The 17,333-nt window shown below is 65.3% G+C and carries 16 protein-coding genes; 9 read left to right on the top strand and 7 right to left on the bottom strand.

Features of this window, described 5'->3' with window-relative positions; genetic code table 11:
* Window positions 1–214 precede the first annotated feature (214 nt).
* Entirely contained in the window at window positions 215–1,588 is a 1,374-nt protein-coding gene (locus AC5RVD_RS05035) for an MFS transporter (RefSeq protein WP_494126214.1), read from the top strand.
* 125 nt (window positions 1,589–1,713) lie between these two features.
* Here the strand turns inward: AC5RVD_RS05035 and AC5RVD_RS05040 are convergent, their stop codons facing one another.
* Together AC5RVD_RS05040 and AC5RVD_RS05045 are read right to left on the bottom strand one after the other, a co-directional pair.
* On the bottom strand, window positions 1,714–2,979 hold the full coding sequence (locus AC5RVD_RS05040; protein ID WP_494126215.1) for a glycoside hydrolase family 26 protein: 1,266 nt from the start codon (window positions 2,977–2,979) through the stop codon (window positions 1,714–1,716).
* 169 nt (window positions 2,980–3,148) lie between these two features.
* Complete coding sequence (locus AC5RVD_RS05045) at window positions 3,149–4,324, bottom strand: PP2C family protein-serine/threonine phosphatase (RefSeq protein WP_494126216.1); 1,176 nt, start codon at window positions 4,322–4,324, stop codon at window positions 3,149–3,151.
* Window positions 4,325–4,680: 356 nt separating this feature from the next.
* Here AC5RVD_RS05045 and AC5RVD_RS05050 point away from each other — a divergent pair, with 356 nt between their 5' ends.
* Window positions 4,681–5,172 (top strand): hypothetical protein, encoded by a 492-nt coding sequence (locus AC5RVD_RS05050; RefSeq protein WP_494126217.1) that lies wholly within the window; start codon window positions 4,681–4,683, stop codon window positions 5,170–5,172.
* 203 nt (window positions 5,173–5,375) lie between these two features.
* Here the strand turns inward: AC5RVD_RS05050 and AC5RVD_RS05055 are convergent, their stop codons facing one another.
* From AC5RVD_RS05055 to AC5RVD_RS05065, 3 genes are all read right to left on the bottom strand, one after another.
* Window positions 5,376–5,729 carry a HepT-like ribonuclease domain-containing protein gene (locus AC5RVD_RS05055; protein ID WP_494126218.1) on the bottom strand — a complete coding sequence of 118 codons (354 nt, stop codon included), beginning with the start codon at window positions 5,727–5,729 and terminating at the stop codon, window positions 5,376–5,378.
* Window positions 5,726–6,241 carry a nucleotidyltransferase family protein gene (locus AC5RVD_RS05060; RefSeq protein ID WP_494126219.1) on the bottom strand — a complete coding sequence of 172 codons (516 nt, stop codon included), beginning with the start codon at window positions 6,239–6,241 and terminating at the stop codon, window positions 5,726–5,728. Before AC5RVD_RS05060 ends, AC5RVD_RS05055 begins: the two co-directional genes overlap by 4 nt.
* A gap of 166 nt (window positions 6,242–6,407) precedes the next feature.
* Window positions 6,408–6,971 carry a TetR/AcrR family transcriptional regulator C-terminal domain-containing protein gene (locus tag AC5RVD_RS05065; protein ID WP_494126220.1) on the bottom strand — a complete coding sequence of 188 codons (564 nt, stop codon included), beginning with the start codon at window positions 6,969–6,971 and terminating at the stop codon, window positions 6,408–6,410.
* 98 nt (window positions 6,972–7,069) lie between these two features.
* Between AC5RVD_RS05065 and bioB the strand changes: the two genes are divergently transcribed.
* The 5 genes from bioB to bioD are packed head-to-tail and all read left to right on the top strand — an operon-like array spanning window position 7,070 to window position 12,464.
* A complete protein-coding gene (gene bioB, locus AC5RVD_RS05070) occupies window positions 7,070–8,149 on the top strand; it encodes a biotin synthase BioB (RefSeq protein WP_494106811.1) in 1,080 nt (359 codons plus the stop codon).
* On the top strand, window positions 8,142–9,476 hold the full coding sequence (locus AC5RVD_RS05075) for an adenosylmethionine--8-amino-7-oxononanoate transaminase (RefSeq protein ID WP_494126221.1): 1,335 nt from the start codon (window positions 8,142–8,144) through the stop codon (window positions 9,474–9,476). The genes bioB and AC5RVD_RS05075 overlap by 8 nt, the downstream gene beginning before the upstream one ends.
* On the top strand, window positions 9,476–10,606 hold the full coding sequence (locus tag AC5RVD_RS05080) for an 8-amino-7-oxononanoate synthase (RefSeq protein WP_494126222.1): 1,131 nt from the start codon (window positions 9,476–9,478) through the stop codon (window positions 10,604–10,606). Before AC5RVD_RS05075 ends, AC5RVD_RS05080 begins: the two co-directional genes overlap by 1 nt.
* On the top strand, window positions 10,603–11,694 hold the full coding sequence (locus tag AC5RVD_RS05085; protein ID WP_494126223.1) for a cytochrome P450: 1,092 nt from the start codon (window positions 10,603–10,605) through the stop codon (window positions 11,692–11,694). Before AC5RVD_RS05080 ends, AC5RVD_RS05085 begins: the two co-directional genes overlap by 4 nt.
* The gene (bioD, locus tag AC5RVD_RS05090) at window positions 11,691–12,464 is read left to right on the top strand and encodes a dethiobiotin synthase (RefSeq protein WP_494126224.1); all 774 of its coding nucleotides are present in this window, start codon (window positions 11,691–11,693) and stop codon (window positions 12,462–12,464) included. The genes AC5RVD_RS05085 and bioD overlap by 4 nt, the downstream gene beginning before the upstream one ends.
* 366 nt (window positions 12,465–12,830) lie before the next feature.
* Here the strand turns inward: bioD and AC5RVD_RS05095 are convergent, their stop codons facing one another.
* Together AC5RVD_RS05095 and AC5RVD_RS05100 are read right to left on the bottom strand one after the other, a co-directional pair.
* Complete coding sequence (locus AC5RVD_RS05095) at window positions 12,831–13,493, bottom strand: TetR/AcrR family transcriptional regulator (RefSeq protein ID WP_494126225.1); 663 nt, start codon at window positions 13,491–13,493, stop codon at window positions 12,831–12,833.
* 86 nt (window positions 13,494–13,579) lie between these two features.
* Complete coding sequence (locus tag AC5RVD_RS05100) at window positions 13,580–14,737, bottom strand: alcohol dehydrogenase catalytic domain-containing protein (protein ID WP_494126226.1); 1,158 nt, start codon at window positions 14,735–14,737, stop codon at window positions 13,580–13,582.
* A gap of 130 nt (window positions 14,738–14,867) precedes the next feature.
* Here AC5RVD_RS05100 and AC5RVD_RS05105 point away from each other — a divergent pair, with 130 nt between their 5' ends.
* Together AC5RVD_RS05105 and AC5RVD_RS05110 are read left to right on the top strand one after the other, a co-directional pair.
* A complete protein-coding gene (locus tag AC5RVD_RS05105) occupies window positions 14,868–15,710 on the top strand; it encodes an alpha/beta fold hydrolase (RefSeq protein WP_494126227.1) in 843 nt (280 codons plus the stop codon).
* 43 nt (window positions 15,711–15,753) lie between these two features.
* Window positions 15,754–17,283, top strand: a complete 1,530-nt coding sequence (locus AC5RVD_RS05110) for a flavin-containing monooxygenase (RefSeq protein ID WP_494126228.1) — start codon at window positions 15,754–15,756, stop codon at window positions 17,281–17,283.
* The last annotated feature ends 50 nt before the right edge of the window (window positions 17,284–17,333 follow it).

Consider the following 17,333-nt stretch of genomic DNA (forward strand, 5'->3'; position numbering starts at 1 on the left):
TGACTTCCGTCACGAAGATGTGACACAGTACTCACAGCGAAACTGCTGCTGACCAGCTTGAGGGCAAGATGCAGCCGAGCAAAGCAGGGCATGTGTCCCAAAGCCTTTTCAACACTGGAGACTCCGCTCGACCGCTGGCGCAATGATGCGCCCCGCCCTGGAGCAATGATGCGCCCCGCCCCCATCCGTCACTTCCACAAGCGAAGGCATGTTCATGACTGAAACATCCACCGCCCTGGCTGCCGGCACTCCGCTGTCGGCCCGGGAAAAACGAAAGATCATTATCGGCGTCGGCGTCGGCAACGCGCTGGAATGGTACGACTGGACCGCCTATTCGATCTTCGCCGCCTACTTCGCCGGCCAGTTCTTCCGCGCCGAAGACCCGATCACCGCACTCTTGGGAACGCTGGCGGTTTTCGCCGTTGGATTCCTCATGCGCCCTTTGGGCGGGCTCTTCTTCGGATGGTTCGCTGATCGACTCGGCCGGCGGCAGGCCATGTCCGTTTCGATGACTATCACCGCCGGCGGCAGCCTGCTCATCGGCATTTCGCCGAGCTACGACATGATCGGCGCCGCGGCCGCCGCCTTCCTGCTACTGGGCCGTGTGTTGCAGGGGCTTGGGCACGGCGGCGAAGTCGTTTCATCTTTCACTTACGTGACAGAGATGGCGCCGCGCAAATCCCGCGGCTTATGGTCCTCCAGCGTTTTCGTGTTCGTCACCGTCGGAGTCATGGCAGCCACACTTCTGGGTGCCATCCTAACCAGCACGATCGGTGCGGACGCCGTCCGTGAGTGGGCATGGCGCGTGCCGTTCATCGCTGGTGGAGTCCTCGGCATCTACGCACTCGTCTTGCGGCGCAAGCTCGACGAGACTCCCATGTTCCGCCAACGTGCCAAGGAGATCGAAGCTGCCCGTGCGGCCGGCCGAACCGAAGAGCGCACTCCGCTGTGGCCTGAAATCTGGAAGCACCGCCGGGCATGCCTGCGCATCGTCGGTTTGGCGGCAGGTGGCACTGTGATGTTCTATGTGTGGTCGATCATGGCTCCGGCTTTCGCCATGGGTCCGCTACAGATGAACCCGAGCCATGTGTTGTGGATCAGCACCGCGGCCAACGTCTTTTTCATTGTGTGCCTTATCTTCTGGGGATGGCTGTCGGACAAGATTGGCCGAAAGTTCAACTGGTACTTCTTTGCCATCGGCGCGATGGTGCTGATCATCCCCCTGACACTTGTCTTCAATGGCGGCCAGGAATCATGGCGGCTGATTGTTTATATGGGCGTGGGCATGATTCTCATTGCCGCACCGACGGCTATCATGCCGGCCTTCTTCCCGGAGCAGTTCCCGACCCGTGTTCGGGCCATCGGCATGGGCCTGCCCTACTCTGTTGCCGGAGCGCTAACCGGCGGAACCGCGCCGTACTTGCAGACCTGGCTCTACTCGGAGGGCATGCCGCGGGCCTTCGACATCTACCTGATCCTGCTCTGTGCCCTGGTGCTGGTCGCGGCGATCGCATCTCCGGAGACCAAAGGCAAGGACCTCGCCAAGGACGACGAGGCTCATCGCTCACACGAGGTCGCAGCTCCTTAGAACACCCGCCGGTGGCCCGTATGGGGTCGCCCACGCGGTGGGGCTGGGAAGAAACCGCCTTCCCAGCCCCACCGCTTTGAGGTCAGCGCAGGTTTCACTTCAGTGAGGACTACTCTGCTAGTCCACTATCGGGGTCTGGCGGCGAGGGCTTCGGCGAGCGCGCTTGCAGAGGCTTTGCTGCTGTCGATGCGCCAGTCGGTTTCCTTGTTGTAGTGGAACCAGACCAAGGCCGTGATGTCGGGCTGCTGGGACAGGTAGTAGACAAGGTCCTTGTTCCAGGCTGCCTTGGAGCCGCCCTCTTCCGCGGAGGCTGTTTCGGCGATGAGGATGGGCTTGCCCGGGGCCAGTGACCGGAGCTGTCCGAGGCCGTCGGCGAAAAGCGCCCACGGCGGGGTCCAGGTGCTCCACGCTGCGGAGGTTCCCCAGTTGTACCCGTCGAGGGCAACCGCGTCCACGTAGCCCGCGCCGGGGTAAAGCCCGTCCAGAAGCGTTGATCCGGCGTAGGGGACGTTCGGGTTCCACACCCAGGTGATGTTCCGTGCGCCGGTGGAAGAGACGACGTCGTGAACGTGCCGCCACGCGGCGGCATAGTCCCCGGCCGTGTTGCCGTTGATACCTTCAGACCAGGGGTACCAGTTGCCGTTCATCTCATGGCCGAAGCGCAGCATCACGGGGTGGCCCCACTTAGCCAGAGCCGTGCCCCAATCGCGCAGATAGGGGTCGAAGTCCCCGGCTGTGATCCGGTCCAGTGAGTAGGCGGGCTGTTCGGTGCCGCCGCCCCAGGTCCATGGCTCCCAGGTGAGCAAGGTGACCGCACCGCGGGTGCGGACCGCTTCCAGTTCTGCGATGGGCGGGGCTTGGTTGAAGTCCTTGTAGGAGAGGATGATCGATGGAGCTTCGCCGACCAGGGCAGCGGCTGTGTCAATTTCGGCGGATGCCAACGGTCCGCCCGGCGTTCCCAGGCCGAAGCGAAGCGGCGCCTTGTTGATCGTTGGCGCGGTGGGGGCGGGAGACTGCTGGGGCTGCGCCGGTTCCTCCTGCGTCACTGAGGGGCTGCTGTAGGTGAGCGTGAAGGGAGCCGATGCGCGGGTGGCCCCGGCTCTAGCCTCGATGAGGACAGTTGCCTGCTCGGCCGCAGGTATCACCAGCGTGGTACGGAAGTATCCGGAGGCACTGGAGGCGAAAGCGACAGGCTCTGCTCCGCCGGTGATGGTTCCGGACGACTTTTTGGGGAAACCCGTTCCGGTGACCGTTACCGAAGTTCCTGCCGGCCCCGACGAGGAGCTAAGCGTTATCGCGGCCGTGGCTGCCTGCGCCGGGGCAATCCCGCCTGACATCAGCGCGAGTGCGACCAGGATTGGAACCATCAAAACGTTTAACGCCAGACGCATGGGAGGACTCTCTAGTGGGAGAAGGCGAGACAGGGAAGAGCAGTGGCGGAACTATCAACGGCACGTGCGGCGCAACACTATCCGAACCAATCGAGGCGGATCAAATGCACCGCGAGGTACATAAGTCGGCACCATTCCCGCCCCCCGGAATGCACCGCTCACGGTCGTCTTATTCCCTACGAAGTGCGACGACGGTGATGTCGTCGTCGTGTCCCTTCACGCCGGCGAAGGCAACGGCCCGGTCAACCAACTCATCCGGTGGCAAGGCGACGATTCCGGCGGCAACCGCCTGCTCGACCGTTTCTTCCAAGGTCGCAAAGAAATCGAGGAAACCGTCTGACACCACCACCAAGGTCTCCCCAAACTCCAGGACCGTGCTGTGGACCTCCCACCGCTGGCCGGGTACCGCCCCCAGGGGAGGACCGGAACGGTGCAGCCGACGGTAACCTCCGTCGCTGAAGACGAAGGCCAGCCCGTGTCCGGCATCTACATAGTCAATCCGCCCGGTGGACGGTTCAAGGCGGGCCGAGAAGACAGTGCCGAAGGAGTCGGCGTCGGAAAGCAACTGCTCCGATGCGACCGCCGCCCGATGGAATGCCTGACCCTGGTCGCTGAACCGTGCAGCTCCCACCAAGGTGGCCCGAAGCGACGCCGCAATGAGCGCGGCGGGGATCCCCTTGCCCATCACATCCACCACGTGCAGCTGGAGCTTACCGTCGGGCAAGGCGTGCCAGTAAAAGAAGTCCCCGCTCAACCCTCTCGACGGCACACACCGGCCAGCCAGCTGGTAGCCGGGAAGATCCGGGACGGTACGGGGCAAAAGTACGCGTTGCACCTCGGCCGCGTGGTCCAGCTCCCGCTGCAACTCCAGCTCCTGCTCGACCCAACGCCCCATTTCGGCCAGCACCTGGGCTTCTTTGTCGCTGAGCTGCCGTGGTTTCGTGTCCAGGATGCACAGCGAGCCGACAGGTTCCCCGCCCGACGCCCTCAGTGGCTGCCCTGCATAGAAGCGAATATTAGGATCCGAGGTAACGAACGGGTAGTCACTGAACCGCTCGTCGACCGACGCGTCGGGCACAACCAGTACGTCGCCTTTCCGGACGGTATACCAGCAGATCGCTTCATCGAGCGGCGTGTTTTCCAAGCCCGGTAAACCGGCTTCTGCTTTGGTCCACTGCCGGTCCAGATCGATGAAGTTCAGGGCCACCATCGGCACATCAAAGACGGCCCGTGCTGCACGGACAATCCGGTCAAAGCGCTCCTCTCGAGGGGTATCGAGAATATCCAGGGCGTGGAGTGCGTCGGCGCGGGCAGCGTCGGTCACGGGGATTGAGCTTGTCGGCATGCCCCACATCCTAGTCATGGCACCCTGCCCTCTGAGGATCAGCTACCTCTTTGATCCCTACGTCTGCCCCACCAGGTGTCACACACCGTGCAAAGGCACGGGAATAGCCGTGCCAGCGCCCTAGGCCACAGAGCCGGGCAGAAAAGTCGCGTAAATCATCACGACGGCGATGCCCGCCTTCGTTTTGCACGGCCACTTCCGGGCACGGCTTGTCCCAGCAAAAGCGCAGCTTTTGGAAAGCAGCGACAGTCTTTCAGCAGATTAGCCGCAAGGTTGGCTTTTGCGTCGAGTGCGCTCGTTACTTTCGAAAGGTGGCTGGCGCTGGGCCAGCTATCTCATCCGAATACGGAGTAAGAATGACTGCAATTCTCAAGATCGCCGCTGGCTTCCTCGCCGCCGGCCTCCTGGTTGGTGGAAGTGCCACCGCCGCATCCGCCGCTGACCTTGTGCCCGTCACCACCGCACCGGTTGCCACTGAGTCAGCCCCCCTCACCAACGCCGACGTCGCAGCAGCAAAGGCTGCCTTCAAGGACGCGCAAATCGGAGCCCAGACTGCTGAGAAGCAGGCCCGTGCCACCGCTGCCGCCGCGCTGAAGGCCCTGTCCAAGAAGGCGAAGCTCGCCAAGGGCAAGGCTGTGAAGGCTGCGCAACTGGAGGTCAAGAACCTGCGTGCAGCCCAGGCCGCTGCGCTGAAGAAACTCCGCGCCGAGAACCGAGTGATCGTCGGCGAGGCCCGCGCCGCCTACCAGACCATCGCTGCCGCCTACGAGGCGCAGCTGGTTGCCGTACAGCCGGTTGTTGAAGACCTGATTATCGAGCAGCCTGTCGTCGAAGAGCCCGCCGCCTAACCTGCGGACAGTCATGAGGGGTGCCATCCCACCGTGGGAGGCCCCCCTCATGCTTTCAGCTTGCTGCGAAGGCGGGGCCGAGCATTTGCCCGTCCCCGCCGTCGCTGCCCGTCTACCTTCTTGCCTGCTACCCAAAGCCCATCGCTGGATGACCAGAGTGAACACCGCCAGCTTCGCTGCCTGTGCATCTCCGTCGTGCGCAGTCAGTGTTCCCCTGGCCGCCGGCATATTCTTTCGAGCCGATCGCGCAGCTCCGGAAACCTTACCGAGACCGTCACCCACAGCGCTTGCTCATCGACGCGGTCATAGTGATGCACGAAGAAATCCCTGTTCCTGCCTGCCTGCCGCCAGATCGGGTCAGTGAAGGTCTCGGGTTCCGCGGTAACGAGCCTCTTGCACAGGTCACCGACACGGTTGCACAAAGCCTCAAAGGCCAGACGGAGCGCAGGATCGGAGTTGAACGCTTCGCGGCCCCGGCTCACGAGCTCAGCCGCCAGATCCAGGTTGACCGCGAGGTCTGCCAGCCATCGTTGCGTGTGATCGGGAAAGTCTGTCACAGTGGCACAGCTTCAGCCAGGATCGTCGCGTCGCGGCCGGGATCGAGCCCACGGCGGGAGATGACATCCACCGGGCGGGCGACCAACTGCTCCATATCCTCGGCGAACTGGGCCAAATCGAACAGACTCGCGGCATCCTGTGGATCGACCAACAGATCCAGGTCGCTGTCCGGCTTTTCTTCTCCGCGGGCGGCCGACCCGAAGACAGCGACAGCCTCAATTCGGTTGAGTGTAGCCAGACGGGAAATCAACCGGCGCCGCTGCCTGAGGAGTTCGAGCAACGGCATCGATTCGCCGACCCGGCCGGCGTCCATGCTGCCGTAGAGGCGGATTGGCACAATCGCGGCATCAGCTTTTCGATGGGATCCAACCAGTACGGGGCGCGCACCCGGGACGGTTCGGAAGTGCCGCAACGTTGCCGGCAAGGCGGCGCGAGCCTCAGCTACGGTCAGGACGTTAGCGTCCGGCTGAACATTCAGTTGGTCTGCAGCAGCCTTCAGCTCATTCCGCATAAGGCCAGCCTAGTTTCGGCAGTGGAGGATGAACATAAATCTGTACATCCTTCAATGCGCGGCGCATTGTCGAGAACGTGCCGGAGAGGCTCCAGCCGCAGCTGAGCAACATCGCCTCCTGCATCACCCGCGAGCTCGACCCTCGGACCCTTAGGCAGGACTCGGATCACCGCGTCCGATGCATCTGCAGCCCCTCAAGCAGCGTATTGATGCCGAAGAGGAACGCTTCGCCGTTAGTGTCGGAATCAGGGCCCGGTTCCAGCAGGCCGGATCGGGCAAGCTCGGCCCGGGTCTGCTCCTCCGCCACCGCGCCGAGGATGTAGTGCGTCAGGCTCTTCGCCCCCCAGCGCGCGTGCAGCTCGCTCAGTCCACTTTCAACCAAGAGCGCGGTCATCCCATTCAGCGGGGTGAGGGACTCCGGCGCCAGCGCCTGCGCGAGGGAAACGACGTCCGAGCCGTCGCGCACGGCAAGGAGCGCCGCACGCAAATCCTGCGCGGACCGCCGCACGGCACCCTCCGGGTCGCCGCCGGCGTCGCCCACTTCTACTGGCTCCAGGATTCGCTCGGCCAACACCACCAGCAGTTCCTGCTTGTTCTTAATATGCCAATACAGCGCTCCGGGCTGCACGCCGAGATCGCGCGCAAGCCTGCGCATCGAGAGATCGGCCAGACCGTACGAGCGCAAAATTTCCAAGGCCGTATCGACGATCTTCTGGCGCGTCAGGGCCACGTCGGCCTCCGTCCTCTCCGTCTCCAGCCGATGTCACGTTATCGCGTCCATCATGCACCATCCTTGACAACCACTCCGGCCACACCCACTATTGAACGGTGTTCAATTCCTTCCAAGATCTGGCCGACCGGCAGCTGGCCGGCGGCACCCTGACGCGCGACGATGCGCGTGCCATCCTCGCTTCCGACGATTCACAGCTGCTGCAGCTGACGGCGGCGGCAGCGACGCTGAGGCGGGCCCACTTCGGCAATACCGTCAAGGTGAACTACCTGGTGAACCTCAAGTCGGGCCTCTGCCCGGAGGACTGCACCTACTGCTCGCAGCGCCTGGGTTCGGCCGCCGAAATCCTCAAGTACACATGGCTCAAACCGGAAGAGGCCGCCGAACAGGCCGCCAGCGGCATCCGCGCGGGCGCCTCCCGGGTCTGCCTCGTGGCCAGCGGCAAGGGCCCAACGGACCGGGACGTGGATCGAGTGGCCAACATGGTCGCCGGACTCAAGGACGAGCATCCGCAGGTGGAGGTCTGCGCCTGCCTGGGCATCCTCAAGGACGGGCAGGCAGACAAGCTCAAGGCCGCCGGAGTGGACGCCTACAACCACAACCTGAACACCAGCGAATCCAACTACGCCGACATCTGCACCACCCACGAATACGCAGACCGCGTTCGTACCGTCAACCATGCCAAGGACGCCGGCCTCTCCCCTTGCTCCGGCCTGATCGTGGGAATGGGCGAGAGCAACGAAGAGCTGATCGACGCGGTCTTTGCCCTGCGAGAGCTGGAGACCGACTCGATCCCGGTTAACTTCCTGATGCCCTTCGAGGGCACCCCCCTGGAGGGCACCTGGCTGCTCACCCCTGCACACTGCCTGCGGATCCTGGCGCTGGTGCGCTTCGCCTGCCCTCCCACCGAACTGCGGATGGCCGGCGGCCGCGAGATGCACCTGCGCTCGCTGCAGCCGCTTGCCCTGCACGTGGCCAACTCGCTCTTCCTCGGCGACTACCTGACCAGCGAGGGCCAGGCCGCGAAGGCGGACCTGGAGATGATTGCCGACGCCGGCTTCACTGTTCTGGCCCCTGCCGGCCCGGTGCCCGCTGCGGCCGCTGACGACGACGGCGCACCGACAGAGATTTCCATCCGGCGCCGCGGCGCGGGGACGGAGCTTGCCCCCAATGCCTGAGGCAGCGCTGTCCGGCGCTGCGCTGCTTGCGCGTGACCGCGGCCTGCTCTGGCACCCCTACGCCCCGCTGGACGGCCCCACGCCTTACGCGGTTGCCGCCGCGGACGGCGTGCGGCTGCAGTTGGAAGCCGCGGACGGGGCGCGCTTCGAGGCGGTCGATGCCATGAGCTCTTGGTGGTCCGCCATCCACGGCTACCGGCATCCGGCCCTCGACGACGCAGTACGCCGGCAAGTGAAGCGGTTCAGCCACGTGATGTTCGGCGGCCTCACGCACGAGCCTGCCGTCCGGCTGGCCGAGCAGCTGGCGGAGCTGGCCCCAGATCCGCTGCGGCACGTGTTCTTCGCGGACTCCGGTTCGGTCTCGGTGGAGGTCGCGCTGAAGCTGGCCATCCAGTACCAGGCCGCAGCCGGGCGGCAGGGCCGGCACGCGTTCCTGGCCCTGCGCGGCGGCTACCACGGGGACACCTTCGGTGCTATGAGCGTGTGCGATCCGGTGGACGGCATGCACTCGGCCTTCCCATCCCTGCCGGTCCAGCATTTCCTGCCCCGGCCGCCGGCCGCGCGGCTGAACGGCGGCGGCAGCCTGGTCTCCGACGGCGCAGCGGTTGCCGCCTGGACCGCGGAATTGGAGGCCGCCGTCGCCCGGCACGGGCACGAGCTGGCCGGGATCATTGTGGAACCAGTGCTGCAGGGCGCCGGCGGAATGCACGCCTACCCGCCCGAATGCCTGCAGGCCCTGCGCCGGGTGGCCGACGCGCATGGGCTACTGCTCGTCTTCGACGAAATCGCTACCGGCTTCGGCCGCACCGGCAAGCTCTTCGCCGGCGAATGGGCAGGGGTGGTCCCGGACGTCATGTGCGTGGGCAAGGCCCTCACCGGCGGCTACCTGACCCTGGCCGCGGTGTTGTGCTCCACGACGGTCGCGGACGTCATCACCGCCTCCGAATTCCGGGCCCTCCTGCACGGGCCGACCTTTATGGCCAACCCGCTGGCTTGCGCGGCGGCCTTGGCCTCGCTTCAGCTGCTGGAAAGCGCCGGTTGGCAGGAGCAGGTGCGAGGCGTCGAAGCTGGCCTGCGCGCGTCCCTGGCCTCGGCATCCGGCCTCGGGTCCGTCCGGGACGTGCGGGTGCTCGGCGCCGTCGGCGTCGTCGAACTCCACGATGCGGTGGACGTCCCGGCCATGACCCGCGCGGCCCTGGCGCACGGGGTCTGGGTGCGCCCGTTCCGCAACCTCGTCTACACCATGCCGCCATATATCTGCACGCCGGCTGACGTGGCGGCGATCGGCGCCGGCATTAGCGCCGCCGTTAAAGAGGTGCATGGCTGATGGGCTCCATGCAGGACTGGCTCGCCGCCCAGGCCCGAGTGCGCGTCCGGCGCGGTATCATCCGGCACACGGTACCGCGGACCGGCACCGTGCTCGACCTGGCCTCCAACGATTATCTGGGCCTGGCCGCGGACCCCCGGCTGCAGGCCGCCGCCGTCGCCGCCGTCGAACGTTACGGCACCGGCGCCCGCGCTTCCCGCGTGGTCACCGGCACGCACGCTGTGCACGAGGAGCTCGAGGCCGAGTTGTGCGCGCTCACCGGCCGCCCCGCGGCGCTGGCCTTCTCCAGCGGCTACGCCGCGAACCTGGGCATCCTCACCGCTCTCGGCGGCCCCGGAACCCTGCTTCTGACCGACGAGCACATCCACGCCTCGCTGATCGACGCCGCCCGGCTCTCCCGCTCCCCGGTCGAGGTCTTCCCGCACGACGACCTGGATGCCTTGGAGCAGCGGCTGGCCGCGCGCAGCCAGCCGCGCGCCGTCGTCGTGATCGAATCGATCTACTCGGTGCTCGGGGACGCCGCCGACGTGTCCGCCGTTGCGCAACTGTGCGCCGACCACGACGCGCTGCTGGTGGTGGACGAGGCGCACGGGATCGGCGTTGCCGGCCACGGCCGCGGCGCCGTGTACGCCGCGGGGCTGGCCGGAGCGGAGCATGTGGCGGTTACCGCCACGCTGTCCAAGGCCCTGGGCAGCCAGGGCGGGGCGGTACTCGGCTCCCCCGCTCTGCGCGAGCATCTGGTCAATACCGCGCGGAGCTTCATTTTCGACACCGGGCTGGCCCCGGCCGCGGCCGCTGCCGCCGCGCAGGCCTGCCGCATCATTGCCGACGAGCCGGAGCGCGTGGCCGCCGTCGGCCGCAACGCGGCGCTGATCGCCGCCGGTTTGGGCATCGAGCAGGCTGATGGCGCGGTGCAGTCCGTGCCCGCCGGCTCACCGCGGTGCGCCGCGGACCTGGCCGCCAGGCTGGAGGACGCCGGCGTGCTGGTCGGCTGCTTCCGTCCGCCGAGTGTGCCGGACGGGATCTCGCGGCTGAGGCTGACCGCCCGCGCGGACCTGGCCCCGGCGCAGTTGCGAAACGTCACCGACCTTATTAATACGCTGCTATCCCACATGGAGGTGCCCGCGTGAGCGAGGGCACGAGCTATCAGGTCATCAGGGACCCCGAGCAGGTCCGCCAGGTGCTGCGCCGAGTGGATGATTTCCTGCCCACCAACGCCTTAACCTCGGTGGTGCCGCTGAGCCCGGCGGCACTGCGGATCCTGAGCCGCAGCCGGTTCGCCCTGCCGCCGGTGCTGGCCTCGGCCACCGGGGAGCTGCACCGGACGGTGCGTTCGGTGGTAGCAGGGTTCTTCACCCCCGCCAAGGTCGCCGCCATCGGCCCGCGGGTGCGCGAACTAACGCGCAAACATGCCGAAGCTGCCGCCGCGGAGATCGCGCACGGCCCGGTGGACCTTGCCAGGGCTGTTGGAGCCCACATCCCGCCGGTGATCATGCAGGAACTGACCGGCTTCCCACTGCCGGACTCGGAAGTGGTCAAGCGCTGGAGCCGGGATTCACTGGAACTTTTCTGGGGCTGGCCGGATCCGCAGCGTCAGGTGGAACTCGCCGAAACCGCCGCCGAGTTCTACGCCTGGCTGCGGGCCGAGGTCGTCGCCAGCCATGGGCACGACAACCTCTTCGGCGCACTGCACGCGGCCGGGCTCCGGACCGCAGAGGTCTGCTCGCTGGGCTACTTCCTGCTCATCGCCGGGCAGGAAACCACCGCACTGCTGATCGGCACAGCCTTGTACCGGGCGCTGCAGGATCCCGCTTGCTGGCAATCGCTGGCCTCCGGCGGCACTGGATCAACGCTGGTGCGCAGGGTGCTGGCCGAGGAACCGTCCGTGCACACCTGGCGCCGGGTCGTCCCGCGCGATACCGTCCTGGACGGCACGGCGCTGCCCGCCGGATCCGAAATCCTTCTGGAACTGGCCGGCCACCACCCGCCCGATGCTGGCCCCACGGCCTACTCGCTGTCCTTCGGCTACGGGCTGCACCGCTGTCTGGGGGCGAGGCTGGCCGAACTCGAAACCGTCCTGGCCCTGGAGGAAACAGCCCGCGCCCTGCCTGATATACGGCTGATTGGGCCGGAACCTGACTGGCTGCGGCTGTTGTCCTTCCAGGCGCCCCTGTCCGTCACGGTGGAAGCCGCGTCACCGGAAAGGAGCAACCGGTGAGGCACCCTGACGCGGGCCTGCCCGCCCTGCCCCGGATCCTGTTCGTGACCGGCACGGATACCGGCGTGGGCAAAACGATGACGACGGCGGCGCTTGCGGCGGCGTTGTCTGCCGGTTCCCGCGCGGCTTCCGCGCGCAGCGGCCGCCCCTCGGTCGCGGTCTATAAACCCGTCCAAACGGGCGTTCTGGAGGAGGAGGCCGGGGACATCGAGGAAGTCCGCCGGCTGGCCGGGATCGACCACGTCTTAGAAGGTGCCCGGCTCCGGTTACCGATGGCGCCGGTCGCCGCAGCCGCCCGGGAGGGCGCTTCCCTCCCCAGACGTGTGCAGCACACCGAGACCATCCGGGGGCTAGCCGAGGATTTCGATCACGTGCTGGTGGAGGGGGCCGGCGGACTGCTCGTCGAACTCGAACCGGGTTTTTGCCTCGCGGATCTGGCTGCTGGCTTCATCGACGGGACATCGACGGCCGGCGCCGGCGACAGCCAGCGAACGGCGGGCATCGTCGTCGTGTGCCGCAGCGGGCTCGGGACGTTGAACCACACCCTGCTTACGCTCGAGGCACTGCAGCGCCGGTCGCTTCCGGTCGCGGGGTTAGTGATCGGTGCCTGGCCGCAGGAGCCCACCGACATTGAGTTGGACAACCAGCGGTACCTGAGCGATCTTCCCGTCCCGTTCCTGGGGATGATCCCTGCGGGAGCCTCGGCGCTGCATACGCAAGAATTCCACGCCCGAGCTTCCGGATGGTTCGGCGGGCCGGACGAGTACTGAACGTCGCGGCCAGGAACGGCTTCTCCAGGGGTCGGAAAATGAAGTGACCGGCACGCATACCGTCGTCTCCACGTTGAAGTTATCCGCCCGTACGCCGATCGGTTCCAGTGGCTCCGCAACCGCACCGCCATTAAGGCCAATCCCCGCAAAGGCACGCAGAAGCCACTGAATACTTCCAGTCAATGAAGAGTGGCACTCAAGGCGCTCAACCACGATGCACCCGCAACAGGGGTTCGAGAACTAAACACGCGGCCCAACTCCAAACCCGATAACCGCGCATATTGCCGACCGGCAAGGTTATCTATCAGGTCTTCGGCAAGGACGACCGGCCACCTTCAAGTTCGACGTGGAAGTCGATTTGAGCCTTCAGAGCCGGAAGAGAGGCTCGATTTGTACGCGCAGGCGTTCGTGGAGTTTTCCCCAGAGGTCCTCGGGCTGGAATCCCCGGGCTGGCGTACGCAGAACTTCGTGGATGTATGTTCCGTTGCAGTTCTGCGCGACTGTCCGTGAGTCTACTTCGGCAGTCAGGTGACCGGCGTCGCGTGCGCTGTCGAGGATAGATGCTGTTAGCGCGATGATCCTGTCGCCTTGGGAGATGCTTTGCGCGCCGAGCTGGCTTCCGGCCTTGAATCCGTAGTGCAGATAGCTGGTGACGTTCTCCGGGTCGGTTGCGTAGAACTGGGCGCGAGCCTGAAAGATGGCGTAGATCCGCTCGACGTAGTCCCGGGCGGTGGAAGTATTGGCAACCTGTTCCTTGTCAGCGTCCTCGATCGCTTGGAGCGCCATGTCCATGCGTTCTCCGATAACCAACAGGAGCAGCTCGTGTTTGTTCGTGACGTAACGGAAGAGAGTTGCTTCCCCGACGCCGGCACGTTCGGCTACTTCCTTGGTCGTTGTTTGCTCGTAACCTCGTTCGTTGAAGAGCTGTTCGGCCGCGGCGCGGATGTTTTGGTAGCGCTCAATTCGCGCTCGCTCCCGCAGCCCGACAGGGGCGCCCGGTGTTGTGGCCACCGAAGTCGTTGTTTTCATTTCCTGTTAACGCCCCTATCAGCGTCGGCACCTGGGCGGCCCAGTGATGGGCCGCCCGGGCTGCTACTTCCTGGTGCAGATGACATTTAATTGAACATCACGATCTGGCGAATGGCCTTGCCGTCGGCAAGTTCATCCATCGCCTCGTTGATCCCGTCGAGGGGGATCACTGAGGAGGCAAGCTTTTCGACCGGGAGCCTTCCTTCGCGCCACATCTGCGCGTAGACCGGGATGTCGCGGGCGGGCAACGCGGAGCCGAGGTAGGAACCGATGATGGTCCGCGCCTCCGCTGTGATGCCCAGTGGTTCGATCGATGACACGGCTCCGGGAGCCGGCAGGCCCACTGTCACGGTGGTACCTCCCGGTGCCGTTGAGCGTACGGCGGTTTCGAAGGCCTTAGGGTGACCCGCGGCCTCGATGACGAGGTGTGCGCGGATGCCTAGTTCCTCGGCTTCCGCTGGAGAGTAGGTTTCTGTGGCGCCAAGGTCACGCCCCGCGGTCAGTTTGTCCGGGTTGGCGTCGACGCCGATGATCCGGGGCGGTGCGGCCCAGGGTGAGGAGACCGCGACGGCGGTCAGCAGCGCGGCCATGCCGACTCCGCCAAGGCCGATGATCATGATGTCCTGGCCCGCTTCCGGTTTGCCCGCATTGATAACCGCCCCACCGCCGGTGAGCACCGCGCAGCCAAGAACCGCTGCGACCGCGGGCGGGATGTCGCTGCCGACGGGAACTACCGAGCGCCGGTTAAGGACAGCATGAGTAGCGAATCCGGAGACTCCGAGGTGATGAAGGATCGGCTCGCCGCTGCGGCTGAGGCGGGTGACGCCGCCGGGCAATGACCCCGCCCCGTTGGATTCTGTTCCGACGCTGCATGGAAGCTTGCCTCCGGTGCGGCAGTTGGCGCACTCCTCGCAGCGGGGCAGGAACACAGTGACGACCCGCTGGCCCGGTTGAAGATCATCAACTTGGGCGCCGACAGCGACGACAATTCCGGCGGCTTCATGGCCGAGCAGCATAGGCAGAGGCCGGGGACGGTCACCGTTGACGACGGAGAGGTCGGAGTGGCATACGCCAGCGGCCTCCACCCTGATCAGAACTTCCTGCGGTCCGGGGTCGGCGAGGTCAAGTTCCGCAACGGCCAGCGGCCGGGACTGCGCGTAGGGACGGGGGGCGCCGACAGTTTCGAGAACCGCGCCGGTGATCTTCATATGAACCCTTTCAGGATTGTGCTTGGCATCACTCATATGCTTTTATGAGAGTCTAATCCGCACGGAGTGTACTTTCAATATCAGGCAGTTTGCCCTAGTCCTCCGCCACGCGGATCCCCTCCTGACCATTAACACCGGCACTCACAAAACGTTGAAGGGATTGGAATTGAAGATTCATCCAGATGCACAAGAGGGACTGGTCCACATCGGCTCCCTGTCGGTTCCGTTCCATGACACGCATGCTGCGGATGACTCCCGGGACACCATTGTCCTGGTGCACGGAACCGGCGGAAGCAGCAAGACCCACTTCCACACACTGTTTCCAATGCTCGCAGCCCGGTACCGCGTGCTTTCCGTCGATCTGCAGACCCCCGACGGAGAACTGACCCTGGAGGCGCTGTCTAAACAGGTCGCCGGCGTTATTGATGCCCGCATTCCTGTCCGGCCGGTTCATGTCGTGGGCTACTCCCTGGGCGCCCTGGTGGCTGCCGACATGGCCGCGTCACGGCCGGAAGGCGTGGCAAGCCTGACCCTGGTGGCCGGCTGGATCAAGGCCGATAATCAGCAACGGCTCCGCAACCGGATCTGGACCCGGCTCTTCGAGTCGGACCAGAACCTCCTGCGCGAATTTGTTACCTGGACCGCTTATGGGCACCCGTTCCTTGCCGGCCGCGCCGAGGCAGATATCCAAACCTTGGTTGAGTCCCGCACCTTTCCGGAAGGCATTGCAGCGCAGATGCGGCTCAACGTCACCGCCGACCTGAGCGGGAAACTGGCCGCCATCAGCGCGCCGTCCCTTGTCGTCGCCGGTGGGCATGACCAGATGGTGCCCGCCCGGCAAACCAAGCTTCTCTTCGGAGGCCTCCCCAACGCCCGGTACGCCGTCATCGACAGCGGACATGCCATCCCCCACGAGCGTCCGGCCCAGCTCTTCCAGCTCATCAACGAGTTCGTCAGCGATCCTGCCGCCGCCCCTGCCGGCGAGATTAAGGAGCCGATCCTTGTCTAGCCCGTCGGGACCAGCACACACCACGACACAATTTGGAGGAATAGTGGAAAGCACCAGTCTGAAACATCCCGCGCCCGGTTCACCGGTCGATGTAATCATTGTTGGTGCCGGCTTCGGGGGCCTTGGCATGGGCACGAAGCTGGCCCGCGAGGGCCAGCGCTCATTCATCATTCTTGAGCGGGCGGACGAAGTAGGTGGCACCTGGCGTGACAATCACTACCCCGGAGCCGCCTGTGACGTCCCGTCGCATCTGTACTCGTTTTCCTTCCGCCCCAACCCGGAGTGGTCCCGCATGTTCGCGCCCCAGCGGGAAATTTTTGACTACCTGCGCAACGTCGCCCGTGACGAGAACCTGCTTGAGCGGATCGTGTTCGGCGCCGAAGTGAACGCCGCCAAGTGGGACGAGGCAGCTGCACTGTGGAGGGTCACCACCCCCAAGGGGGAGTTCTCCTCCCGCACCCTGGTGAGCGCCGTCGGGCATCTGTCCGAGCCAAAGGTGCCCGACATCGAGGGATTGAACGACTTTTCCGGCGAACTGTTCCACTCGGCCCAGTGGAATGACGGCATCGATCTGACGGGCAAGCGGATCGGGATCATCGGCTCGGGAGCCACAGCCGTCCAGGTGCTGCCCGAAGTGGCCAAGATCGCCGCCCAAGTCGTCGTGTTCCAGCGCTCGGCCCCGTACGTGACCCCGCGTCCCGACCGGTCCTACACCAACCAGGAAAAGGGCCTGTTCCGCAAGATGCCCGAGGCGATGCAGGAACTGCGCCAAGAGATGTTCTGGTCCAACGAGGAGCGCTACGCCCAACGTCGCGGCACCCCGACCTTGGTCTCCGCCGCCACCCAGGTTGCCCTGGACCACCTGCACCGGCAGATTGAGGATCCGGAACTGCGCCGGAAACTGACCCCGGACTACACGTTCGGCTGCAAGCGCGTCCTGAAATCCAGTGACTACTACCCAACCTTCACTCAGGATCACGTCCATCTGGAAACCGGCGGCATCAAGCGCGTCGAAGGCAACCGCGTGTTCGGCGGGGACGGAGGCAGCCATGAACTGGACGTCATCATTGCCTGCACGGGTTTCGAGGCCACGGATCTGCCGATCGCCTACCGCGTCTTCGGCCGCGACGGCCTGCCGCTCAGTGAACGCTGGGCCAACGGCATGCAGGCTTACGCCACCACCGCCGTGCACGGTTTTCCGAATCTGTGGATCATCAACGGGCCCAACACCGGTCTGGGGCACAACTCTGCCGTGTACATCGCCGAGGCCCAGATCGACTACATCATGGCTGCGGTGAACTTCCGCGATGCGGCCGGGCTGCCTGCCCTCGAGGTGAGCAGGGAAGCAGAAGATGACTTCATGGACCGCGTGGACAGCCTCGCCCAAGGTACCGTCTGGCTCGAGGGCGGCTGCAGCAGCTGGTACGTGGACCACCGCAACGGGCGGCTTACCACCCTGTGGCCGGAACCGGCCTATACCTTCCGCGAGGTCAATGCACCGTTCGACCCCGAACCGTACCTGGCTACCTGCGCGGACAAAGCCTCCGAACATGTGTTGGCCGCGGCGCACTAACGGACCACGGGAGGCTGCCTGAAGGAAGGCAGCCTCCCTATCACCCAGGA

The sequence above is a fragment of the Arthrobacter sp. THG-b23 genome (assembly GCF_059091265.1).

What these genes read in the sequence shown, in the direction of transcription:
- AC5RVD_RS05035 (WP_494126214.1), top strand. Translation starts at nt 215, where the DNA reads ATGACTGAAACATCCACCGCCCTGGCTGCCGGCACTCCGCTGTCGGCC.
- AC5RVD_RS05040 (WP_494126215.1), bottom strand. Translation starts at nt 2,979, where the DNA reads ATGCGTCTGGCGTTAAACGTTTTGATGGTTCCAATCCTGGTCGCACTC.
- AC5RVD_RS05045 (WP_494126216.1), bottom strand. Translation starts at nt 4,324, where the DNA reads ATGCCGACAAGCTCAATCCCCGTGACCGACGCTGCCCGCGCCGACGCA.
- AC5RVD_RS05050 (WP_494126217.1), top strand. Translation starts at nt 4,681, where the DNA reads ATGACTGCAATTCTCAAGATCGCCGCTGGCTTCCTCGCCGCCGGCCTC.
- AC5RVD_RS05060 (WP_494126219.1), bottom strand. Translation starts at nt 6,241, where the DNA reads ATGCGGAATGAGCTGAAGGCTGCTGCAGACCAACTGAATGTTCAGCCG.
- AC5RVD_RS05075 (WP_494126221.1), top strand. Translation starts at nt 8,142, where the DNA reads ATGCCTGAGGCAGCGCTGTCCGGCGCTGCGCTGCTTGCGCGTGACCGC.
- AC5RVD_RS05080 (WP_494126222.1), top strand. Translation starts at nt 9,476, where the DNA reads ATGGGCTCCATGCAGGACTGGCTCGCCGCCCAGGCCCGAGTGCGCGTC.
- AC5RVD_RS05095 (WP_494126225.1), bottom strand. Translation starts at nt 13,493, where the DNA reads ATGAAAACAACGACTTCGGTGGCCACAACACCGGGCGCCCCTGTCGGG.
- AC5RVD_RS05100 (WP_494126226.1), bottom strand. Translation starts at nt 14,737, where the DNA reads ATGAGTGATGCCAAGCACAATCCTGAAAGGGTTCATATGAAGATCACC.